Source organism: Xanthomonas sp. DAR 35659, assembly GCF_041242975.1.
Lineage (GTDB): Bacteria > Pseudomonadota > Gammaproteobacteria > Xanthomonadales > Xanthomonadaceae > Xanthomonas_A > Xanthomonas_A medicagonis.
Genome location: NZ_CP162488.1, coordinates 4,791,474 through 4,811,343 on the forward strand (window position 1 = coordinate 4,791,474; position 19,870 = coordinate 4,811,343).

At 60.5% G+C, this 19,870-nt stretch carries 15 protein-coding genes and 1 pseudogene; 11 read left to right on the plus strand and 5 right to left on the minus strand.

Annotation, left to right across the window (positions count from 1 at the left end; genetic code table 11):
• Positions 1-27 precede the first annotated feature (27 nt).
• Both AB3X07_RS20310 and AB3X07_RS20315 read right to left on the minus strand, forming a co-directional pair.
• Positions 28-405: a hypothetical protein gene (locus AB3X07_RS20310; RefSeq protein ID WP_369940690.1), complete on the minus strand. Its 378-nt coding sequence runs from the start codon at positions 403-405 to the stop codon at positions 28-30.
• Positions 406-555: 150 nt separating this feature from the next.
• Positions 556-909: a lysozyme inhibitor LprI family protein gene (locus AB3X07_RS20315; protein ID WP_369940692.1), complete on the minus strand. Its 354-nt coding sequence runs from the start codon at positions 907-909 to the stop codon at positions 556-558.
• Positions 910-1,536: 627 nt separating this feature from the next.
• On the opposite strand from AB3X07_RS20315, the gene AB3X07_RS20320 reads away from it, so the two are divergent.
• Together AB3X07_RS20320 and AB3X07_RS20325 are read left to right on the plus strand one after the other, a co-directional pair.
• Positions 1,537-2,328 (plus strand): hypothetical protein, encoded by a 792-nt coding sequence (locus tag AB3X07_RS20320; protein WP_369940694.1) that lies wholly within the window; start codon positions 1,537-1,539, stop codon positions 2,326-2,328.
• 21 nt (positions 2,329-2,349) lie between these two features.
• Entirely contained in the window at positions 2,350-4,434 is a 2,085-nt protein-coding gene (locus AB3X07_RS20325; RefSeq protein ID WP_369940696.1) for an XVIPCD domain-containing protein, read from the plus strand.
• A 163-nt stretch (positions 4,435-4,597) separates the two neighbouring features.
• Here the strand turns inward: AB3X07_RS20325 and AB3X07_RS20330 are convergent, their stop codons facing one another.
• Positions 4,598-5,197, minus strand: a complete 600-nt coding sequence (locus AB3X07_RS20330) for an XAC0095 family protein (RefSeq protein ID WP_369940698.1) — start codon at positions 5,195-5,197, stop codon at positions 4,598-4,600.
• A gap of 373 nt (positions 5,198-5,570) precedes the next feature.
• Here AB3X07_RS20330 and AB3X07_RS20335 point away from each other — a divergent pair, with 373 nt between their 5' ends.
• From AB3X07_RS20335 to AB3X07_RS20360, 6 genes and pseudogenes are all read left to right on the plus strand, one after another.
• Entirely contained in the window at positions 5,571-6,296 is a 726-nt protein-coding gene (locus tag AB3X07_RS20335) for a hypothetical protein (RefSeq protein ID WP_369940700.1), read from the plus strand.
• A gap of 126 nt (positions 6,297-6,422) precedes the next feature.
• Positions 6,423-7,055, plus strand: coding sequence for a hypothetical protein (locus AB3X07_RS20340; protein ID WP_369940703.1), 633 nt, complete (start codon positions 6,423-6,425; stop codon positions 7,053-7,055).
• Entirely contained in the window at positions 7,052-7,876 is an 825-nt protein-coding gene (locus AB3X07_RS20345; protein WP_369940705.1) for a hypothetical protein, read from the plus strand. The genes AB3X07_RS20340 and AB3X07_RS20345 overlap by 4 nt, the downstream gene beginning before the upstream one ends.
• A complete protein-coding gene (locus AB3X07_RS20350; protein ID WP_369940707.1) occupies positions 7,873-9,321 on the plus strand; it encodes an XVIPCD domain-containing protein in 1,449 nt (482 codons plus the stop codon). Before AB3X07_RS20345 ends, AB3X07_RS20350 begins: the two co-directional genes overlap by 4 nt.
• Positions 9,322-9,435: 114 nt before the next feature.
• Entirely contained in the window at positions 9,436-10,134 is a 699-nt protein-coding gene (locus AB3X07_RS20355) for a transposase (RefSeq protein WP_369940710.1), read from the plus strand.
• Between the two features lie 21 nt (positions 10,135-10,155).
• Positions 10,156-10,647 (plus strand): annotated as a pseudogene (locus tag AB3X07_RS20360) (transposase); the annotation flags it as partial.
• Between the two features lie 214 nt (positions 10,648-10,861).
• On the opposite strand, the gene AB3X07_RS20365 reads toward AB3X07_RS20360, so the two are convergent.
• Together AB3X07_RS20365 and aceE are read right to left on the minus strand one after the other, a co-directional pair.
• On the minus strand, positions 10,862-13,912 hold the full coding sequence (locus tag AB3X07_RS20365) for a metallophosphoesterase (protein ID WP_369940712.1): 3,051 nt from the start codon (positions 13,910-13,912) through the stop codon (positions 10,862-10,864).
• 209 nt (positions 13,913-14,121) lie between these two features.
• Positions 14,122-16,812 carry a pyruvate dehydrogenase (acetyl-transferring), homodimeric type gene (aceE, locus tag AB3X07_RS20370; RefSeq protein WP_369940714.1) on the minus strand — a complete coding sequence of 897 codons (2,691 nt, stop codon included), beginning with the start codon at positions 16,810-16,812 and terminating at the stop codon, positions 14,122-14,124.
• A gap of 269 nt (positions 16,813-17,081) precedes the next feature.
• Between aceE and AB3X07_RS20375 the strand changes: the two genes are divergently transcribed.
• From AB3X07_RS20375 to AB3X07_RS20385, 3 genes are read left to right on the plus strand one after another with little or no spacing between them, the layout of a single operon-like run.
• A complete protein-coding gene (locus AB3X07_RS20375) occupies positions 17,082-18,989 on the plus strand; it encodes a SpoIIE family protein phosphatase (RefSeq protein WP_369940716.1) in 1,908 nt (635 codons plus the stop codon).
• Positions 18,986-19,426: an ATP-binding protein gene (locus AB3X07_RS20380; RefSeq protein WP_369940718.1), complete on the plus strand. Its 441-nt coding sequence runs from the start codon at positions 18,986-18,988 to the stop codon at positions 19,424-19,426. Before AB3X07_RS20375 ends, AB3X07_RS20380 begins: the two co-directional genes overlap by 4 nt.
• Entirely contained in the window at positions 19,423-19,809 is a 387-nt protein-coding gene (locus tag AB3X07_RS20385) for an STAS domain-containing protein (protein ID WP_369940720.1), read from the plus strand. Before AB3X07_RS20380 ends, AB3X07_RS20385 begins: the two co-directional genes overlap by 4 nt.
• The last annotated feature ends 61 nt before the right edge of the window (positions 19,810-19,870 follow it).

Below are 19,870 nucleotides of genomic sequence, written 5' to 3' on the forward strand. Positions count from 1 at the left end.
GACAGCGAGAATTTTTGTCGCTGATGGCTACTTACAGCGACGATATTGTCGCGTCGCTTCTCCGTCGGAGATGGTGAGATAGTCGCCTTTGACGATGTACAAATCGACTGTCCTGATGCCCGGCGCGTTGTCCGACGTCGTGGTTACCGCCCATGCCAAGGGATCCATGGACACTCGCTTGATGGAGACCAGGGACTCTTGGTGCTCGTAACCGACCAGCCGCACCGCTTCCAAGCGTATCGGTGAATCCGCATCGGGACTGACTGGCAGCGTGCAGGACTGCGGCCCGAGATTCCAGGTACCAAGGAGCACAGCAGGATACGCAGTCGCCGGATGAGCATCTGTCGCACCTGCGCAAGAGGAGACCATGAATAGCGCCAGACGAAGCCTTATCTTCAGGTTCACTTTTGCCCCGCCTTGAACACGACATGGAGTTCGAGAGTCACCGCCTCGCCGGCGTCAGGCCCGCCTGTGGGCCACGCAAACCTGCCACGGCACCGAATATATTCACCTGACCCGCTACTCATACCCATATTCCTGTGCCATGGCCACCACCTATGGAATGGCTTCCCCTAGTTGTTTGAGTTGTTCGATCCGGGAGTGCGTAAGCCGCAGCCGGCAGTCCGATGCAAGCGCTTCCTGCTCATCACGCGACATGCCCTGCACCAGTGGCTCGGCCTGGCAATACGCATCTCGATAGGTACGCCACGCCACCGCGGATGATGCAAAGCTCTTTTGGAGATCGCCGAGGTATTCCGCATCGTCGGCAACGTAGCTCACATACCGGGCCTGAGCCCTCGCGAGAATATTCTTCTCGATACGGGTCAACTCGGCTTCCTGCCTGTGCGCGCGCTGCACCGTGGCACAGGCCGCTCCCATGGCGTTGCATTGATCTTCCGGCAGCGACAAGAAGCATGCTTCGCGATCCCGAACAGACCCAGTGCGTGAACAATCACCTGTTGTCACTGCTGCCGGACGGGCACCACTCACCGGGGACTTTGCATACACCAACGCCCCGTGGAAGCTTGACGCCATCAACAAAAATACCGCCATCGCACCAACGCATCGCGGCACTCCGCAACCTCGAGCATGCACATCAGTTCCGGTCCCCATCTTCCTATCAACCATCGACGTGTCTCTAGGTGTACGTTTACCTGGAAGCTACCCAAAGCAGGCGAAGCACTCAACTATCGCCGACGCCAGGCCCGCCCGTCGACCACGCAAATCCGCCACGACACCGAATAAGTTAACCTGACTCCGTTGCCCTGGATGATGCCGTCCCATCTATCCGCTCAGACCCAGTTGCGAGATCCGCCAGCGCCCGTCCTAACAACTGGCACAACATCTTGCCAGGGTAGCCAGTGATCTTCAGCTGCCGAGGGCAGCCCCCTGTTGTTCCGGCCATAGGCCAGTCAGGCACAGGACTAAAGCGCGCCTCCAGCACTCGGACTTGACGCACGGCCGCATCGCGCGTTAAAGAGCGGCGTGGAAGACAGAAATCGGCGAAAGGACATGGCGAAAGCAGTTCCTCTGAAGATGGCCTGGCTGGCCGGCGCCGCGATCGCAACGCTGCCTGTAGCTGCATGTTCGGCACAACCACCGGCCGCCCCCCCCAGGCCGGCGGTGCGCAGTGAGCAGCCTGCCTTAGCCGCCACGCAGGTCCCGGCCGATCATCCTCTGCAGCCGGGCGAGTACATCACCGACATGGGATGGGGTCACCTACTGATCAAGCAGCAGAACGGGTCATTAGCCTTCTCCTTGGAAAGCATCACCGGGGAAGACGTGTGCGAACTGGATGGCGCGATAGAGGGACACTCCGGCATCGCCAAGGGCAACAAGGGCCAACCCACCTGCAAAGTGAACTTCGCCAGTACCCCGCAGGGTATTGACGTATCTGCAGCCACGCCCGCTGAATGCAAGACGTTTTGCGGCTACAACGGAGATTTCGAGGCCCCCTATCTGCGGGTCAAACATGGCTGCGGCCGGGATGAGCTGGCTCGCACTCGGGCCGCTTTCAAACGTCTCTACGATGCGAAAGAGTACAAGGCTGCGCTCACTACCTTGTCACCGGCCCTGACGAATTGTCTGCCAACACTGGAATGGGAAGAAGAAGCCGGCATTCGCAACGATCTGGCCATTACCCAGTACAAGAATGGGCTGTATGCGCAGTGCTTGGCCACGCTCGATAAGTATGCCGAGGACGCCGCCAAGGACGACGACGCCGCGGTGGAGGGATGGACGCCGATGCTGGCGGATCGCTACCTGGCGATCGTTCGCGCAGCGAGAACCAACATCGGCTTGTGCCAGAAAGGTGCAATAAAGAAATAGGCCAAAAAACGAGGGAGTGTCATGGCGAAAGGAAATGAGGGCACCACGCCACCGCCGGCGGCGCTGACGGATTCGGAGTTGCGTGCACTGGCCTACTTTGGCGTAGGGCTTGGCTCGGAAGGGGGTGACAGTGGGAGAAACATCTCCTATCAACTCTCCTTCGCTGGCAATGTTCGCAATGGGGTGATGACCCCCTCAGGAAACAGCGGTTACTCCATCGGCACCTTGCAGACGGACTTAGGCCAGCATCCTGAGGTGGCCGCGTCATTGGTGGAGGCCTATCAAACCTGGGCGGGCAGATCGCATCCAGACTGGGTACTCACCGAAGCGCAGCAGACCCAGACCGCCAGTGACCTCGGCCGCAACGGCCGCACGATCAAGGCCCAACACGGCCGCCCCCTGGACGAGACGGTCAAATCGCACCTGGACACCTTCCTCGCATCGGATGCAGGCCTTACCTATGTCCATGAGCGCGACACTACCCAAGTCAATTTTTTGATGCGACCCGATAGTGGTGTCAACCAGCTTCGCGAGACAGCACTCTACCGCGGTGCAACGCTGGACGAACAGGCAAAATTGGCCACCATCGTACTGAAGCTGGAGAACCAAGGCGGTGACCGCTATTACCCGACGATCATCGACGGCATCAGCAACGGAACGATTACCAGCACACAGGACGCCCAAACGGTCGCGAATGGCTTCCTACCCAATCATAGTGGGCCGAGTAAAACCGGGCCAGATTACATCGAGACAGGCGTTGCGCATGCCCTGGAGGCAACCGACGTCTTCAACGCCTTGCGCAATGCCGACACACGCAGCCCGCTGCGCCAGCCATGGCAGAACATACTGGCCAATCCACTGGTCAACCCCTTACAGACGGGCCAAGACGCAGCCAGGCCAAATCTCAGCGCAGAGTACATGACAGTCAGAAACCTGTTCTTGCAGAAGACCAATGCTCCTGCACTGATCGAAGCGCTGGACCAAGGCAGAGCCTACGGCTACAACGTCCCTGACCATCAGGGGCGCCCTCACCCGCAGTCCACCAGCCTGTATGCATCGGGCGACGACTTCATCGTGATGGACGGGAGCGGGGCGGGCAAGGCCTATATCGGCGGCGCCTGGAGCGATGTGAATCGTGCCGACCTTACGCGAGTGAACAACCGTGACGGCACCGTCGATCTGAATATCAACCGCAACGGCACCACGGAACGGCTACTGCACATTGACCCTGATGCACCGGTATTGCGCCCGCCGCAGCCGACTACCGGTTCAGTCGATCAAACAGCGCCGGCACCGGCACAGGCGGCACCGCTCTCGGCGACCGGTGAGCGTGAACCCGGTGACCAGAGACAAGGCGCCATTGAATCCGGCCCAACAGCGCTGCCGCCCACTGACTTCCGTGATCGCTCGCATCCTGGAAACACGGCATTTCAACGCACGCTCGGCGAGGTCTACCGCATGGAAGATGGCCAGGGTATCCCGCATGGCCCGCACAGCGAAAAGGTGGCCGCTGCACTGTTGGCGGACGCGGAACGCAACAAGCAAGGCATCACCAATGTCGAGATGGGAGCCGATGGCCAGGTGCACGGTATCGCGCGCTACAACGCCTTCGAGTCCGAGAAGCGTGTGAGCGTGGATCCTCAAAGCGTTCAGTCGGGAACGATGGAAGCGTATGCCGCGCAGTGGTCTCAGGCGCGTTCGCCGCACTACGCCAGCAACGCACCAGCGGCCCAACGGACGCCCGAGCAGGCCCAGGCATTGGAGCTGCTCTCATCCGCGGATCGGCAGATGTTCGACAAGATTCGAGGCGCTACACCCGCACATCTATCGGACGACGTAGTGGCCAACGCCTTGTACGCGGCAAAGCAGGATGGCATTGCGGATGCATCGAAGGTCGCTAGCGTGGATATGGTGGGGGATCGGCTTGTCGTGAACGGTACGACGCCAGGCTTCCGCGGCGTAGTGGACGTTTCACAGCCAGCACCGCCGATGCAAGAGACCGCACAACAGGCATTGGCATTCAACCAACAACAGGCGATCACCCAGCAACAAGATGAGGCGCAGCGGCAACAGCGCACGCAGGAGGCCAACACCAGAACGGTGTGAACTGTGTGCGCTTGACTGAAACCACGCGCAATTTCGTTTCATGCAGCCGTATCGTCAAGCGACAAGAGACCCCGCTGTAGTGCGAGGCGTACCAGCCTAGGGCAGGCCGGAAACACGAGGCCTGCCCTCTGCCGCCCCCTGCATCACCTCCCGCAGGCCACGATCAATGCAACCGCCCGCCTCCCGCAGGCGGCGTACCCCATTCCACCGCATAGACCGCCCGCTCCTCGCGCACGCCGTTGGGCGTTGGTTCGTGCAGCGGCTGGCGCTCGATCTGCAGCAACAGCGCCTGCATCGCGCTTACTGCATCGCTGAGCGTGTTGCTCGCCTCCGGTGATGCCTGACCGGCATGCGCGGTCGTCTCGCCGGCCGCCGCCATCCGTGCATGGGCCGAGACGGTCTCGGCCAACAGGTTGAGTTGGTCGATCTGCTCCAGCGTGACGTGGAAGGCACCGCCGTTCGTGTCCGGCACCACTTCGACGGTGGCAGCGGGACGGGCGCCGTACGTCGTGTCGGTCCGCTGCGCGGGATAGGACAGCGCGTCCAGCACCAGCTCCACCTGGTCGGCCAACAGCTCGAGACAGAGCGCCAGCTCGCCCATGCGCACCTTGGGTTCGGCGGCGCGCTCCTCGTCCAGCGTGCGCGGCTGCGCCAGCCGGACCAGGAACCTCACGTGATCGCGCAGCTTCGCCAGCCGGAACTGGCTCTCCTCCGGCAGGAGATAGCCGGGCATGTCTTCATCGTCCAAACGGTCGTACGACATCGTTGCCTCCTCGTTCCATGAAGGGGTCCGGCCGCCACGCATGGCGGACGGGAAGTCGGGAGGTTCGAAACCGCTAACAGACGGCGGGCGTATTTCCCCGAAGGGTGTTGTATTAGCCGCCCTCCCGACGCAGGCATCGCGTCGGCTTGCGCCCGAGCTTCGGGCACAAAAAACCCACCGGTTTGTCGGAGGTGGGTACCGCTGTTAGGGGAGTTTCGACGCTCCTTGGGATGGAGATTGCTACCGCGATGCGCGCGCTGTCAATAGCAACTTGTAGAATCTTGCATTAGGAATTTGGCTTGCTCTAGCGCAGCTTCAGTGACTACGGAATACTAGTTGGGGACAGCCTCAGCCTGGACGCTCAAAGGTAAAAATGTCGAAATCAACGGAAGAATTGACCGCAGCGTCTGCCCAACAACCGGACGACAGCAGAGCACTCCACGAACTCAGCTTCCCCTCGCTCTCCGCAGTGATGAGTCACTACTCGCAGGTGACCGAACAGGGCCGCGCCGGGCCTGTGGAGCGCTGGAGTTTCATCATCGGTTTGCTAGGCGCTGGCTTTGGCATGTTGCTCGGCACCGTACTGAATGGCAAGGCTGCAATCGCATGTGCAGCAACGGGACTCGCAATTGAGCTCATTGGCTTTGCAATATCCGCCATCTTACAGATCAAACGCGAGGTACCAGGCTTCAGACATCCCTACGCCACGCATGCAGCACAGATGGAGCAGGAGTTCCATCAGTACCAAGGCATCGTCACTGCACTGCGCGCATTTCCGCTTGAACATCGCCGTCAGCGGGAGACCTTCATCCGTGACCGCCGGACGAACATGCATGAACGCCTAGGCTTGTTCACCGGCGGAATGGAAAGGCTCGGGATCATGCCAGTTCTGCTCGCACTCTATCTGCAGTTCAAGGACTGGCGCTGGGGCGACTGGAGCGCGCTGGGCAAGATCACAGCGGTCCAAAGCGTGCTCGCGTTCTTGCTGCTATTCGCTTATGCGCTTTCCTGGCACCTGATCCGATTGCGAGTTCGCGTGCAGACATACGAGCAACTGCTTAGTGAAGCAAACCGCCAGGACAGTGCCTTAGGCCGTTAAGCGCCCTGGCGCATCCCTTTTAAATCCGAAAGTCAGCGGTGTCTAGCACAACTGCGACCAATGCCAACTTGACGCAAGTTGCCACAGACACTAGCGTTTGCCACCACACCACTAGAACGAGGCGCCATGGAAAGGCCTCAATCAGTAGCGCTCTTTCCGCTGGCACTTGCGGCTATCCTGCCAAGCGCTTGCGCTCGAACGCCCGGCGAAGCCGGTGAGGCACTTCGCCCTACGGGTACGGCTGAAAACACGGCCAACATCAGCGTTCAGGATCTGGAGCACAGGCTGCTGCGCTATGCCGACTCTCTGAAAGCGCCGGCCGACCTGGACTACCGGCGCATGGAGGCAGCATTTGGTATCAAGTTCAACAAGCCCGCCGACGCAGCGCATTCATGGCGCAACGCGAAGGACGTGCCGCTGGCCGGTGGCTTCACGCTATACGCCACGCATAGTCCAGCGGAGAAAGGCTTCTCCAGCATCGAAGCGGTGGTGAACCTGCCAGATGGGCGTGACCCCACCAGAGTTCCGACTGACATTTGCATCTGGGATGCCGCCAAACTTTCGCAGCAACTGGAGACCATAGGCTACAGGCGCGGCGGGCAACGGCCATTCCAAGGTGGCTGGATGCGGCAACATTGGCGCTCTATCAGGGACAACACGCAGGGATTCTCGGTCGCGCTACTGATCTATCGGATCGGCGACCAAGCCCGTTCGCGTGAATGCGTCCGCGGTGTTCAGATCGATGGAGGTGAAGAATGAAGCCCGTAGATCCCTGCATCGAGCCTTCGCTGGCCGACATGGCAAAGGACACTCCCCTTCCGCGCGGTATTGGAGCGTCGAGCCGGCAGGCGATCTCGAAAACGCCCTACCTTATCCGACTTGCCGAGGAACGTCGCCGCAACGGGCTAAATCGGCGCTCTTACGGTGTCGCGGGCCGAGCGCCATGCACGGTGGCAAGGCCACGATCGCAGGCCTTCTTGTTGCTGGCACTTGCTACGTCGCTGGCGAGCGCTTGCGCCCATCCTTCCGAAAAAGCAAGGCAACCCCACTCCAAGGCCATGGCCGCCAGGACGGCAAGCATAAGTACTGAAGACCTGGAGGCCAGGCTACTACGCTACGCAGGGAGCCTGAAGACGCCTGCGGACATGGACTATCGGCACATGGAGTCGGCGTTAGGCATCGAATTCAGTGCCCCCTCAGACTTGGCGCACCCCTGGCGCGAAGTAAAAGGGGCGCCACTCGCCAACGGTTTCACGCTCTACGCTACTCACAGTTTTTCAGCAAAAGGCTTTTCTCGGATCGAGATCATAGTCAGCCCACCCGGTGGTAAAGATCCCACCAGAACCCCAACCGAGATATGCATCATGGACGCTGCTGCGCTTTCGCGGAAGCTGGAAGCGATCGGGTACGAACGTGGGGTGCAGCGACCATTTCAGGGAGGATGGATGCGGCAGCACTGGCGCCCCATCGGCGATAGCGGGCAGGGCTTTTCGGTTGCGCTGCTGATCTATCGTAGTGGTGGCGAGGCCAGTTCGCGAGAATGCGCGTATGGCGCGCAGATTGACGGGGGTGACGCATGACGCCTGTGGATCCACGCATCGAGCCGTTGCTTGCTGAGATGGCCAAGGACCCCACCCTTCCAAGGGGCGCGGAGGCTTCAATTCGCCAGGCGCTTTCTGAATCGCCTTATCTATCCACCTTGTTAGGGAACGCCATCGAGAAGGGGCAGATTGGCGCCCTTGCAGTGTCGCATGGTCAAAACAATGCTGGTCATTTTGCTGACGGCAAAGACGGAAAGCCAGGCACTCTCAATATCAGCGACACGGTATTCCGCGATCGGGGCGGGAACCAGCGCATCGACTATCTGACCGAAGTCATAGGGCATGAAACGATGCACGGCGTGCTTGCGGGGCATCGTGCGAAGGCGTTGCTCGAGTTTGGGAAGACTGTAGACAATCGGCTGATGGAGGCATACGAGAATCGCGAAACGCAGGTTGACCTGACCGCCCCCATGCGCAGCTATCTTGACGCGACGCGTGAGGACGAGGCCTTGGCCGAGGTGTCCGGATTGCGTGCTTTGCACGACCGCATCAAGCACCAGAACCCGGGAATCTCGGACGAACTCGTGGAAAAGCAGCTGCTGCAGCGTTCTACAACGCGCTGCATCAACCACGAAGGAGGAGCTCCTCGTTTCGCAGACGGCTTGACGTACGAGTCGCTGACCAGCCGTCCCCTCGCCGGCAACGACGCATTGACCAAGTCGGTAGAGCGGTGCTTCTACGACGGCAAAGGCAACTTGGGTCAGCACCGCGACTCGGATTATCGCAACTACTACGGTGTCGGCCCAATAAGCCGCATCGCGGTGATCTTCGACCACCTCGCCCAGGGTCGCCGCCCGCCTGAGATCCGCATTGACCTCAAGTCCCTGGGCCTCGATCCAAACCAGTTGGAGCGCAATGGGCTGGAACTGGGATCAGCGCGCACCTTCAATATTGTTGACCTGGGTAAGGATGGCTACGGCATGGTCCAACTGAAGAACAAGGGATCACGTGAGGATCAGTCTCCCAACCTGGCGTTGCCCGAACAAATAGGGCGTGCATTGACACCTGCGGATGCAGCGCATCCAGACCACGCAATGCATCAGCAGATCCGCGGCAAGGTGGAGCAACTGGATGCAGCCAATGGCCGCACCTTTGATGCATCCAGCGAGCGCACGACCGCCAGTCTGCTGACGCTGGCGAAGAACAACGGGTTGACCCGCGTGGACCATGTCTTGCTCAGCGAAGAGACCAAGGACCTGCCTGCAGCCCAGAACCTATTCGTCGTCCAGGGAGACCCCAAAGATCCGGCAAAACTCCGGGCGCACATGCCGACCGCAGAGGCAGCCCAGCGGCCGCTCCAGGAAAGTTTCTCGCAGCTAGAAACCGTGAACCAACGTTTGGCACAAGAGCGATTGCAGGAACAGGTATTGGAGCAACAGCGGGTTCAGGCGCAGCAACAGCGAGGCTCAGCCCCTACACTTTGACACCTAAAGAGCGAGCTCAGGCTCACTTCCTACACGGCGACGTAGAGATGCCTGACAGGTTTTGCGGAACTTGCTAGATGCCGCTGATAGCGATCGTAGACCACTCTTGCCAGCATGGCTCGCCTTCCTCGCCTTGATCTTCCTGGCATACCACAGCACATCGTGCAGCGCGGCAATAATCGCCTTCCGTGCTTTTTGGATGACGGAGACCGGATGCGCTATCTGCACCTCTTACGTGCTGCCCTGCATGCCAGCGGTTGCCAACTACATGCCTACGTCTTGATGGACAACCATGTCCACTTGCTTGCCACACCGCCGGAGCCTGGAAGGATCGGGCAGCTAATGCAGCGACTCGGTCGCAACTATGTGGCCATCTTCAATGGCCGTCACGGCCGTACCGGCACACTTTGGGAAGGGCGCTACAAGTCATGCTTTGTGGACAGTGGCGACTATGTGTTGCGTTGCTATCGCTACATCGAACTCAACCCGGTACGCGCTCGCCTCATAGACGATCCAGCCGCGTATCGCTGGTCCAGTTGCGCAGCCAATCTCGGCCAGCGGGAACACTCGGCGCTAACGCCCCATCCCTCCTGGCTCGCTCTGGGTGATGCAGCCGAGCGATCCAGCGCTTATCGCGCCTTGCTTGATGAAGTCCTAAGTGACGAACTGCTCGCCGACATCCGCATTCACCTCCAGCAACAACGGGCCCTCGGCCACGATGCGTTTCGCAGCATGGTTGAGGCCAAGACCCGCCGCTTCGCGGGTGTCAGGCCGGCTCATCGGCCACGCAAATCAAGCGGGGCCATCAAGTAAGTCAACCTGACCCCGTTACTCCGGAAGAATCCGAACCGCCGCGTGATGGGCAGAACATCGCGCTCCAGCATGAGCTTGAAGGCCTCTGCCCGAGAGCGAGAGCCCTGGCTGATCATGGCCTCGCCCGAACTCGAAGCACCTAACGCACGGCAATTGGTGAAGCTTTATGCGCGACGGATGCAGATCGAACTGGCATTCCGTGACCTCAAGTCGCATCGCTACGGCCAAGCGTTGGAAGACAGCCTCACCCGGCAAGGCGCACGCCTGCAGATCCTACTGCTGGTGAGCACCTTGGCAAGCTTCGTCAGCTGGCTGGCTGGCCTGGGCTGCGAATCCACCGGTATCGCGCATTGGCTCTCGCCCAACAGGAGCGCGCGCAAGCTCTATTCAACAATGCGCGTTGGCCGCGAAGCACTGGTCAGGCGATGGCCACTGGAACCCATATCCATATGGCTAGAGCGTATGAAATCGTTGCCCCAAGCGGTCATCGATCAGATGCAGCTGGCGGCATGAAAACGTGGGGAAACCTTAGAACCTGACTCCTTTACTTGTCGATGAGGGTGCACCCTGCCCCTGCTTCTCCCTTTGACCACACCGCGTCGTGCCGAAGCCAAGACTCGGCACTGTGCTTACGTCAGATCCACCATGCAACCCGTACATGCATTAAACCAATCAACCCGCCCCCGTTATTCCGATAACTTAGGCTGACAAAGAGCAACCGTAGTGGTCAGTCGGGCTTCCGCTGTTCAAGAAACTTGAAAGGCAAAGCCTTGATCTTGAATTTGTCGAGAACAGCTCGCTTTAGTTCGTCCCTTGCAGGAAATAAATAGAGACGACGGATAATGAAACGCCTAAGCACATGATTAGGTAGAAAAGCAGCCCTAACAAGAACCTCTTGCTCGAACTTCAGAAGCTCATCCTTAGGGAAATCAGAAAAATGCTCCAACTGAGTAACCAATTTTATCATCCTACCTGTATCAGACTTACCCAAAGACTCTGTTAGAGTTGGGGTTAAATCTTCTGCGCCAATTGCATTAGCAATACGGATCAGTGAGCCAACGCATAAAGTTGATGCGAAGCCAGGAAGGTAATTCTGGAGCTCTTCGGTAATTTTTGCCGCGTCGACACCGGGCTTCTCGGCTTCAAGCTGGGCCGCCCGGAATGCGATAATATCTGGCCCATAGTCAGCAACAGTTGTGAGCATAAAAGCAAGAGTTTTGAGGCCCAATTCGCAGCAGGCATTAGTGATTCTGAGTTTTTCAGCTCTTTCTATTTCACCCGCATGATTCCGAAGGATTTGACCCAAAACCTGCAACGTTTTAAAGGCCGCATTCATTGAGAATGCGTCATCAAGACGACGCTTTACACGGGCCTCCGCAATAGCCGTTAATTCTCTTTGCGACGTTTCGGCATCTAGGAGATCTTTCTCATGCTCATTTAATTGTTCGCTGCGACTACCTTCTCTAATTAAAGCCCGAACGGTTGACGAGTCGAAATCATCAATGATGCGCTGCTTGGCGAAAAGATCTGCAACGGCCGTCCCGCGGAACATACTCTCAGCTTTTTCAATCAGCTTATCAGCAACTCTTGAATTTCTTTTTATGTGCGACAGGAAAAGAAGGACATTAGCACTTTTTTCAGTATGAATAGTCTCGATAAGAGCGTCCACCTCCCCCTCCAGCAGGAGCCAGTCGTCCCTTAACGATATCGATCGAGCGATAAAATAATATTTATGGAAGTGATATTTGAAACCAACCCCACCACCTCGATCGTCAAATATTCCTGCGGCAATCAGTTGGCTTTGCAATCTAGCAACAGGAACATCAAGCGCAAACCTAGAACAATGCTCGACATGGAACGCTTCATACGCAATTTGACTTAGCCCATCATTTGAAGAGTGATTAAGCCTCTGCGCCAACTGTGTCAGGTACGCCAAGCAAGTGGGGACGTTCATAGCCTGCACCTTAGTGCTTAGCGCTTGAACAATAAGGGACTCATAGAGAAAGCCCTGCGACCCACTCTTCACTACTGTGTCAAGGTCTTGGGCTGTCTCGGCCCTTTGAAGGACTATAAGAATAAAAACTGGAACAGCTGGAATTAAATTCCGCCCCAGCGTTTCATCAACCACCTTCGACAGCCTTGCAGCGGTGACCCTCAACGTCTGGCTATCAATATCAGGGTCACCGATACCTATCCATCTCTCGATGAGCTCAATTCTATTACTGTAGTTCATCTCCAGAATATCGAAAACTTGCGCATCCACTAGGCACTCATCATTCAGGAATTCAGTGAGCGCCATTTCAAGGCCTGGATGAGAATCAAGCATCAATATTATTTTGCCGAAATATTTTCTAAGCGCGCGCAGCCCTTCGAAGTAACCTCTTGCTACCTCCGCGAGGTCAAAGTTATCTATAATTAAAACTTTGAATTCTGGCGACAGCTGCTGATAATCCTCTCGCTGCGATCTTCCATACATTGAGTCAATAGCACCGTTAATCCGATCGTTCAGGCTCTTTTCACGCCACGAAGATATGTGACCTGCTGCGAGCAAAATCGGATGAATCCCCTTCCGCGAAAAGCTAAGCGACAGAACTTTCGCTAGAGCCGATTTACCTGCCTGCTCCCCGCCGCGAATGACTACAATATCTGAGAAACTATCATAGTCTGCCGAAATTCTTTCTGCGCTAAACTCCGTCGCCTCAATCGCGCCCCCTTTGGTCGTTGAGACATCAATGTTTGCTGATCGAATCGCGGGCCAGACAAATATATCCGGCAAAGTAATCAGTGATTTCTTGCGATGTGTGAAGTTTGCGCCAGCGTTCGTGAGCTCGCGGTATGCGACGTCCAACAAGGAAATCTTCTTAGCACTATCAGCCTTGTGCCATGGGATATAGTCAGATGAGGACTGCTCCTGCCAATAGCTGAATCGACCATCGTTCCATCTGTAACTCTCTGGCAAGAAGCCACTGTCAGTATCGATCACTACTGTAGAGAAAGCGCTATTATCGGAATCTTCCGTATCATGCAAGACATGGGCTTTTAAATATGTAATTGTAGCTCCGTCGTACAGCTCACGAACTGATTGACCCCAAGCAACGTGCTCATGCCCCATCAGGAACAGATCCGCATGTGCAGAAGCATGCTGCGCCAACTCACGCGCATTATCTTGCTGCAGCCAATTATAAGGATGGTGCATTAGATAGATAGTACGTCCATCATGTCCATCCTCTTGCGGATGTGGGAGCTCCATCTGCAAAGAGCCTGGCTTTTCCTTAATCGTCGACATTAGCGCCGAATTCATAATTACATACTTAACATGCCCAAACCTAACCTCTGAGTGCCAGGCGCTTATTTGGGAAATTTCAGGACAAAGACGCAGCTGATAATCTCTGAAATCTGCGAGAACGCAGCCCAACTGCCCCAATATGCTGTCGCTGACAGCATTCGAACCTACGCCGACGGCTTTGAGAAGTATTTCGCGAACTGCCTGATCTCCCTGAAAATTACAATCGTGATTTCCAGGTATCACGATAATTCTGGGGTTGATTCGAGTCCTAGACTCAATTCGTACTGCAACTCGCCTGAGGAATTTTTCGGCGAGTTCAAACTCCGTTTTCAAACCCCAATTGGCAGAGTCACCTGTCACTACGATATGCACTTCGTCCGCATTTGTAATGCGCGAAGTGGCAGCATCCGCGAGCTTCTCCGCTCGATCTATGAAATGCGAATCCTTTGCAGTTATGTGGATATCACTTAACTGGATCAGCAGTGCTTTCATACATTTCCCTCCTTGAATGGAACTCAACTGCATCCTAAAGTAGTAAGCTGAATTTGATGTGCGGAAATAACCCAAGATCAGCCAAATGGACTATGTGAGAACAACCAATTCTCACGCTAAAATCAATGCCCCCAGATATTTTTAGCCCGGATTATCAGTACTTTGTGAAAAATAAAAAGGGCGGCAATTAAGCCGCCCTTATACTACTCTTAAACCCCAACCGGATTAGCCTTCTCCGGATCAATCTTGTACTGCTTGATCGCCCGAGCCACATCCTTGCCGGTCATCTTCCCATCCTTCGCCAGCGCCGCAATCGCGGCATGCGCGATGTAGTACCGATCGACTTCGAAGAACCGACGCAGGTTGGCACGCGTGTCCGAGCGGCCGAAGCCGTCGGTGCCCAGCACGGTGTAGTGCATCGGCACGAAGGCGCGGATCTGGTCGGCGAAGGCGCGCACGTAGTCGGTGGCGGCGATGGCCGGGCCCTGGCGGCCTTCCAGCAGCTGGGTGACGAACGGCTTGCGCTGTTCGCCTTCCGGGTGCAGGCGGTTCCAGCGCTCGGCGTCGAAGCCGTCGCGGCGCAGTTCGTTGAAGCTGGGGCAGGACCAGATGTCGGCGGTGACGCCGAAGTCCTTGTCCAGCAGCTCGGCGGCGGCGATGGCTTCGCGCAGGATGGTGCCCGAGCCCAGCAACTGCACGCGCAGTTCGCCCTTCTTGGGCTTGCCGGCTTCCTTGAGCAGGTACATGCCCTTGATGATGCCGTCTTCCGCGCCCGCCGGCATTTCCGGGTGGGCGTAGTTCTCGTTCATCAGGGTGATGTAGTAGTACTCGTCCACCTGCTCCTGCATCATCCGCTGGATGCCGTACTGCATGACCACGGTGACCTCGAAACCGAAGGTCGGGTCGTAGCTGCGCACGTTCGGGATGGAGCCCGCGATGACCTGGCTGAAGCCGTCTTCGTGCTGCAGGCCTTCGCCGTTGAGCGTGGTGCGGCCGGCGGTGCCGCCGAGCAGGAAGCCGCGGGTGCGCATGTCCGCCGCCTGCCAGGCGATGTCGCCCACGCGCTGGAAGCCGAACATGGAGTAGTAGATGTAGAACGGCAGCATCGGCACGTTGCTGACCGAGTAACTGGTGCCGGCGGCCATCCACGAGGAGATGGCGCCCGGCTCGCTGATGCCCTGTTGCAGCACCTGGCCGGACTGGTCCTCGCGATAGAACATCAGCTGGTCGGCGTCCACCGGCTTGTACTTCTGACCGAACGGGGCGTAGATGCCGATCTGCCGGAACATGCCTTCCATGCCGAAGGTGCGCGCTTCGTCGGCCACGATCGGCACGATGCGCGGGCCCAGTTCCTTGTCGCGCAGGGCGATGTTGAGGCTCTGCACGAAGGCCATGGTGGTGGAGTAGGTGCGCTCGCCGCTGTCCTTGAGCAGGCGCTCGAACTTGTCCAGGCCCGGGGCCGGGATGGACAGGTCGGCCTTGCGGCGGCGCTGTGGCAGGTAGCCGCCCATCGCGGCGCGGCGCTCCTGCAGGTACTGCACTTCCGGCGAGTCCGGGCCGGGGTGGTAGAACGGCACCTGCTCGGCCTCGGCCAGCTGCTTGTCGCTGAGCGGGATGTTGAAGCGGTCGCGGAACGCGCGCACGGCGTCGTCGTCCAGCTTCTTGGTCTGGTGGGTGGGGTTGAGCGATTCGCCCGAGGAACCCATGCCGTAGCCCTTGACCGTCTTGGCCAGGATCACGGTGGGCATGCCCTTGGTGTTCACCGCCTGGTGATAGGCGGCGTAGACCTTGTGCGGATCGTGGCCGCCGCGGTTCAGGCGCCAGATGTCGTCGTCGGACAGGCCGGCGACCATGGCCGCGGTCTCCGGGTACTTGCCGAAGAAGTTGGCGCGGGTATACGCGCCGCCGAAGGCCTTGCAGTTCTGGTACTCGCCGTCGACGGTTTCCATCATCAGCTTGCGCAGCACGCCGTCGGTGTCCTTGGCCAGAAGCGGATCCCAGTACCCGCCCCACAGCAGCTTGATGACGTTCCAGCCGCCACCGCGGAACACGCCTTCCAGTTCCTGGATGATCTTGCCGTTGCCGCGCACCGGGCCGTCCAGGCGCTGCAGGTTGCAGTTGACCACGAAGATGAGGTTGTCCAGGCCTTCGCGGCCGGCCAGGGCAATGGCGCCCAGGGTCTCGGGCTCGTCGCTCTCGCCGTCGCCGATGAAGCACCACACCTTGCGATCGGACTTCTCGATCAGGCCGCGGTGCTCCAGGTACTTCATGAACTGCGCCTGGTAGATGGCGCTGAGCGGGCCCAGGCCCATCGACACGGTGGGGGTCTGCCAGAAGTCCGGCATCAGCCACGGGTGCGGGTAGGAGGAGATGCCCTGCCCATCCACTTCCATGCGGAAGTTGTTGAGCTGGTCTTCGCTGATGCGGCCTTCCAGGAAGGCGCGGGCGTAGATGCCGGGGGAGCTGTGGCCCTGGATGTAGAGCAGGTCGCCGGGGTGCTTGTCCGAGGGCGCGCGCCAGAAGTGGTTGAAGCCCACGTCGTACAGGGTGGCGCTGGAGGCGAAGGAGGCGATGTGGCCGCCCAGGTCGCCCGGCTTGCGGTTGGCGCGGACCACGGTGGCCATCGCGTTCCAGCGGATGATCGAGCGGATCTTCCACTCGATGGCCGCATCGCCCGGGCTCTTGGCCTCGTTGGCGGGGGCGATGGTGTTGACGTACTCGGTGGTCGGCGAGAACGGCAGGTAGGCGCCGGAACGACGGGTCAGTTCGACCATGTCCTCCAGCAGCTGATGCGCGCGCTCGGGGCCTGCGACATCGATGACGGCCTTGAGCGATTCGATCCACTCCTGGGTTTCAGTGGGGTTCGGATCGTTCTGCAGCACCTCGTTCAACCAGTTCATAGCGCTCCCGTCGGTCGCACGCACGCGCGCGATTGCATGTGTTTTTCGAAGCCTCCAAGTGTAGCGCAACCGCCCCGCGGGACCTCGTACGCCAGCGTATGGAACGGACTGTCACATTGGCCCGGGACAGCCCGGGACAGGGATGCGCGGCGGGGCGCGGCTGCGCTTATGATCGGGGCCGACTCCCGCGGAGCGCCGCCATCGCCGCCCTATCGCCAGCGCAGGACGCTCCAGCGGTCGCCTGGCGGCACAGCCTGCGCACCCGGCTGATGCTGTGGGGCAGCCTGATCCAGGTGGCGCTGCTGCTGGGCCTGGCGCTGCTGTTCTACCTGGGCGCGCGCCAGGTGGTGGTGCGCAACGCGCGCGAGGAGGTGGCCGGGCTGGCGCAGCAGACCGCGCGCAGCCTGGACGCGACGCTGGGCTCGGTGCAGGTCAGCGGGCGCACGCTGGCCGCCGGCGCGGCCGGGGTCGGGCGCCAGCCGTTCAACCTGCGCAGCCTGCTGCACGCCACGCTGGAGGGTGACCCGGACATCGCCGGGGCGCTGCTGGTGATCGAGCCGGGGGCGCTGAAGGGCGACGACCGCGGCTTCGCCTGGCACCTGCGGCGCGTGCGCGGCAAGCTGATCGAGCAGCCGGCCGAGGCGCTGGGTTTCGACTACCGCACCATGCCCTGGTACCGGCGCACGCTGGCGGCGTCGGCGCCGTGGTGGTCCGAGCCGTACAGCGAGGCCGCCATCGGCGGCGACTACCTGACCACCTACAACCTGCCGCTGCGCCTGCCCGGCGACGGCCCGCAGGCGCCGGCGATCGGCATGGTCAGCGTGGACGTGCCGCTGAAACGGCTGCAGGCGATCGTCGGCGAGTTGCCGGCCGGGGCCGGGCTGCAGCCGATGCTGCTGTCGCCGGACGGGCTGTTCGTGCTGCATCCGGACCCGGCGCTGCGCTTCCGCCGCACGCTGGAGGCGCACGTGGCGCGGGCGCGGCCGGACCTGTCGCCGTTGGCCGCCGCGGTGGCCGCGCACGCGCCGGTGCGCTTTTCCCACACCGCGCCCGACGGCGAGCGCTACCTGACCCAGAGCGCGGCGGTCGGCGACACCGGCTGGACCTTCGCGCTGACCGTGTCGGAGGGCTATACGGTGGCCGGGCTCAACCGCATCGCGCTGTGGGTGGCGCTGGGCGGCGGCACCGCGCTGCTGCTGTGGCTGTGGCTGCTGCACCGCTACACCGCGCGGCTGGCGCGGCCGATCGAGGACCTGACCAATTCGGCTGGGCATTTCAGCCAGGGCGAGTTCGATTACCCGCTGCGCCACGTGGAGCGCGCGGACGAAGTGGGGGTGATGGCGCGCGCCTTCGATCGCGCGCGCGGTTCGATCAAGCTGCAGTTGGAGGAGATCGCCACCCTGGCGCAGGCGCGGCAGCGGATGCAGAGCGAACTGTCGATCGCGCGCGACATCCAGCGCGCGATGCTGCCCGGCGGGCGCACCTTCGACAGCGCGCACAAGCACCTGGAAACCTATGCGCTGCTGGAGCCGGCGACGATGGTGGGCGGCGATTTCTACCAGTTCTTCGAGACCGAGCCGGGGCTGCTGTGGTTCGTGGTCGGCGACGTTTCGGACAAGGGCGTGCCGGCGGCGCTGTTCATGGCACGGGCGATGACCGTGCTGGAGGTGGCCGCGCGCCGCCACGGCCGGCCGGACGCGATTCTGATCGCGGCCTCGCAGCGCATGGTCGAGGGCAACGACACCTGCATGTTCGCCACCGTGCTGTGCGGCCTGATCGACGTGCACAGCGGCGACTACTGGCTGTCCAGCGCCGGCCACGAGCCGCCGGTGCTGCTCGGCGCCGACGGCCACGCGCAGCTGCTGGCGCTGGAATCGGGGCCGCCGCTGGGGATCGACCCGCAGACCCGCTACCCGGTGATGCGCGGCCGCCTGGCCGCCGGCGCCACCTTGCTGAGTTATACCGACGGCATCACCGAGGCGATGGACGCGCACGAAAAGGCCTACGGCGCCGAACGCCTGCTGGCCGCGCTGCAGCCCGGCATCGATGCGCAGGCGCAGTGCGCGCGGGTGCTGGCCGACGTGCACGCGTTCACCGGGTCGGCACCGCAATCCGACGACATTACCCTGCTGGCGATCCGCTTGCGCCAGGATCCGACGCGGGAGGGCGCGGCATGAACTTGCGATTGCAGATGGTGCCGGCGCTGGACGCGCTGGCGCAGTTGAGCGACACGCTGGAGGACGCGCTGCTGCGCCATGGCGTGGCCTCGGACCACGTGAGCCGCGCGCGGCTGATCGTGGAGGAACTGGCCTGCAACACGCTGGAACACGGCCACCTGAGCAGCGAGCAGCCGCCGGTGGAAGTCGTGCTGCAGGTGGACACCGGCACGCTGGTGCTGGAGTTCCACGACAGCGGCCCGGCCTTCGACCTGCGCCACGCGCCGCCGCCGGACCTGGACGCGGAGATCGCCGAGCGTCCGATCGGCGGGCTCGGCCTGCACCTGGTGCGCCAGCTCGCCGACCACATCGACTACCGCCACGACGCCGGCCGCAACGTCGTGCGCATCACCTTGCTGCAGCCCTTCGACCCCGTCCCCCAGGAGTTCCCCGCATGACCACGTTGAGCCTGCAGATCGAGCCCGCGCAGGACAGGCGCCAGCGCATCACCCTCAGCGGGCGCCTGGACACGCACACCTACCAGGCGCTGGACGAGGCGCTGGCGCCCCTGCTGGCCACCCCGATCACCACCCTGGTGCTGGACCTGTCGCACCTGGACTACATCAGCAGCGCCGGCATCCGCTCGATCTTCAAGGCACGCAAGGTATTGGCCACGCGCGAGGGCCGGGTGCTGGTGGTCAACCCGCAGCCGCAGATCCGCAAGGTGTTCGACGTGGTCAAGGCGGTGCCGTTGAACGAGATCTTCACCTCGGTGCAGGAACTGGACGAGTACCTGGACGAGATGCAGCGGCGGGTGCTGGAGCAGGGAGAGGGCGGGTAGGCGATCGCGCATCCGCCGGATCGCGGCAATCGCTTTCGTGTAGGAGCGGCTTCAGCCGCGA

What these genes read in the sequence shown, in the direction of transcription:
- AB3X07_RS20330 (WP_369940698.1), bottom strand. Translation starts at nt 5,197, where the DNA reads ATGTCGTACGACCGTTTGGACGATGAAGACATGCCCGGCTATCTCCTG.
- AB3X07_RS20385 (WP_369940720.1), top strand. Translation starts at nt 19,423, where the DNA reads ATGACCACGTTGAGCCTGCAGATCGAGCCCGCGCAGGACAGGCGCCAG.
- AB3X07_RS20375 (WP_369940716.1), top strand. Translation starts at nt 17,082, where the DNA reads ATGCTGTGGGGCAGCCTGATCCAGGTGGCGCTGCTGCTGGGCCTGGCG.
- AB3X07_RS20380 (WP_369940718.1), top strand. Translation starts at nt 18,986, where the DNA reads ATGAACTTGCGATTGCAGATGGTGCCGGCGCTGGACGCGCTGGCGCAG.
- AB3X07_RS20325 (WP_369940696.1), top strand. Translation starts at nt 2,350, where the DNA reads ATGGCGAAAGGAAATGAGGGCACCACGCCACCGCCGGCGGCGCTGACG.
- AB3X07_RS20365 (WP_369940712.1), bottom strand. Translation starts at nt 13,912, where the DNA reads ATGAAAGCACTGCTGATCCAGTTAAGTGATATCCACATAACTGCAAAG.
- AB3X07_RS20345 (WP_369940705.1), top strand. Translation starts at nt 7,052, where the DNA reads ATGAAGCCCGTAGATCCCTGCATCGAGCCTTCGCTGGCCGACATGGCA.
- AB3X07_RS20350 (WP_369940707.1), top strand. Translation starts at nt 7,873, where the DNA reads ATGACGCCTGTGGATCCACGCATCGAGCCGTTGCTTGCTGAGATGGCC.
- aceE (WP_369940714.1), bottom strand. Translation starts at nt 16,812, where the DNA reads ATGAACTGGTTGAACGAGGTGCTGCAGAACGATCCGAACCCCACTGAA.
- AB3X07_RS20340 (WP_369940703.1), top strand. Translation starts at nt 6,423, where the DNA reads ATGGAAAGGCCTCAATCAGTAGCGCTCTTTCCGCTGGCACTTGCGGCT.
- AB3X07_RS20320 (WP_369940694.1), top strand. Translation starts at nt 1,537, where the DNA reads ATGGCCTGGCTGGCCGGCGCCGCGATCGCAACGCTGCCTGTAGCTGCA.
- AB3X07_RS20335 (WP_369940700.1), top strand. Translation starts at nt 5,571, where the DNA reads ATGTCGAAATCAACGGAAGAATTGACCGCAGCGTCTGCCCAACAACCG.
- AB3X07_RS20355 (WP_369940710.1), top strand. Translation starts at nt 9,436, where the DNA reads ATGGCTCGCCTTCCTCGCCTTGATCTTCCTGGCATACCACAGCACATC.